Annotated in this window: 1 protein-coding gene; it reads right to left on the bottom strand. The window is 64.7% G+C overall.

Annotated features, from left to right (window positions below; genetic code table 11):
• Window positions 1-871: 871 nt before the first annotated feature.
• Window positions 872-2,229 (bottom strand): ABC transporter ATP-binding protein (locus D3H34_RS31865; RefSeq protein ID WP_147400552.1); only part of this gene is annotated, 1,358 nt, incomplete at its 5' end.

Here is a 2,229-nt window from a genome sequence, read left to right as displayed (position 1 = left end):
TGCCCGGGTCGGCTGCGACCTTGGGAGGCGATCGGATTAGGCGCCTTGTCGCAGCAAGAATTTCCAGGGCTGAAGCGCCAGGTGTGAGCAGAATTTACATCTATTGCACATGGCTCCTGTCTTCGTTCTTGTATGTTACTTCGCTTACGAGTAAGGCCGGCCGAGAGCTGCGCCGTCGGTCGCCAGATCGCGCATTCTGTGAGGATCCGGGCTGTTCCGGAACTTTGAAAGGCCTGTTATGACACTTAATCAATGGGGCTCGATGGCGGCCGGCATCGTCGCCATTCTTAGCCTGTCCGCTTGCATGGTGCCTCCTCCGCAGGGCGGGGGGTCAATGTCCATGGGCAGTCGCGACGGCTCCAGCAGCTACCACCGTTGGGCGCCCCATGGCGCTGATCCCGATCGCCATTTCCACCGTTTGGCATCCACGGGGACGGAGGATCGCTAGCCGCCGCTGCTCCATGCGCCGCGTCAGCGTCATGGCAGTTTCCAGGTTGGTGTCTTGTTTCCGAAAAATTACTCTTCGAGAACAAACGTTTGCTTTGTACGTCAAATTTACCTCGCTTACAGCCTGGAGGTCGGCCGCATCCACTCGCGCAGGCGCATGCTTTTGAGCACGGGTTTTCCCGCAACTCAGAAAGGCTTGTATGAAACGCAATCCATATGCCCTGGCAGCGGCATGCGTCGCTGTCGTTCTCACCTTGTCGGGCTGCATGGGCCATCGCCCATGGGGTGACAGCCGAAGCGACAAGGCCTCCATGTCGCAGCAACAAAGCTCGCAAGGCTACAGCCGCAGCGCCCAAGACTATCGCCCGCTGCCGATTCATGCCTCGCCTTGAGCGCGGCACTAACTGACCGGTAGCGGCCGCTTTCAGAGCGGGCCGTCGAGCGGCTCGCCCAGGAAGCCGCCGCTCTGGTGGGACCAAAGGCGCGCATAGACACCGCCGAGTTGCAGCAGTTGCTGGTGCGTGCCTTCTTCCACGATCCGGCCCTGGTCCATGACGATCAGCCGGTCCATGGCCGCGATCGTCGACAGCCGGTGGGCGATGGCGATCACGGTCTTGCCTTCCATGACCTTGTAGAGACTCTCCTGGATCGCGGCTTCGACTTCGGAATCGAGCGCGCTGGTCGCTTCGTCGAGCAGCAGGATGGGCGCGTTCTTGAGCATCACGCGCGCGATCGCCACGCGCTGGCGCTGGCCGCCCGAGAGCTTGACGCCGCGCTCGCCGACCTGGGCGGCGAGGCCCTGGTGGCCATGGCGGTCATTGAGCTGGGCGATGAAGTCGGCAGCCTCGGCGCGCGCGATCGCGGCCTGCAGGTCGGCTTCGCTGGCGTCGGGGCGGCCGTAGAGGATGTTGTCGCGCATCGAGCGGTGCAGCAGCGAAGTGTCCTGCGTGACCATGCCGATGGCCTGGCGCAGGCTGTCCTGTGTGACCTGGGAGATGTCCTGGCCGTCGATCAGGATGCGGCCCGAGCGCAGGTCGTGGAAGCGCAGCAGCAGGTTGACCAGCGTCGACTTGCCCGCGCCCGAGCGGCCGATCAGGCCTATGCGTTCGCCGGGGCGGATGTGCAGGTTCAGCTGTTCCATCACGGCCTTGCCGTCGCGGTAGCCGAACGACACGTTCTCGAACAGGACTTCACCGCGCGTGACCTGCAGGGGGCGCGCACCGGCAACGTCGCGCACGGTCGGCGGATGGGTCAGCGTGTTGATGCCGTCCTGGATCGTGCCCACGCTTTCGAACAGGCTGGTCATTTCCCACATCACCCAGCGCGCATGGCCCGAGATGCGCAGCGCCATCGCCGTCACCGCCGCCACCGCGCCCGCGCCGACCTGGCCCTGCACCCAGAGCCACAGCGCCAGGCCGCTGCTGCCGAGAATCAGCAGCACGATCAGCACATGGTTGGCGATTTCGAACTGGCTCACGAGCCGCATCTGCGCATTGCCCGTGAGGCGGAAGGCTTCCATCGCCGAGCGCGCGAATTCGGCTTCGCGGCGCGTGTGCGCGAACAGCTTGACGGTCGCGATGTTGGTATAGGCGTCGGTGATGCGCCCGGTCATCTGCGAGCGCGCGTCGGCCTGGGCCTTGCCCACGGCGCCCAGCCGCGGCACGAAGTAGCAGCAGGCACCGATATAGGCCGCGGTCCAGAGCAGCAGCGGCACCAGCAGCCAGGGGTCGAAGCCCGCGGCCAGCACCATCATGGTCACGAGGTAGACCGTCATGCCGACGA

This window comes from Acidovorax cavernicola (genome assembly GCF_003581445.1).
Note: the sequence above shows the minus strand (reverse complement) of the source record. Positions and strands in the feature narration are given on the sequence as shown.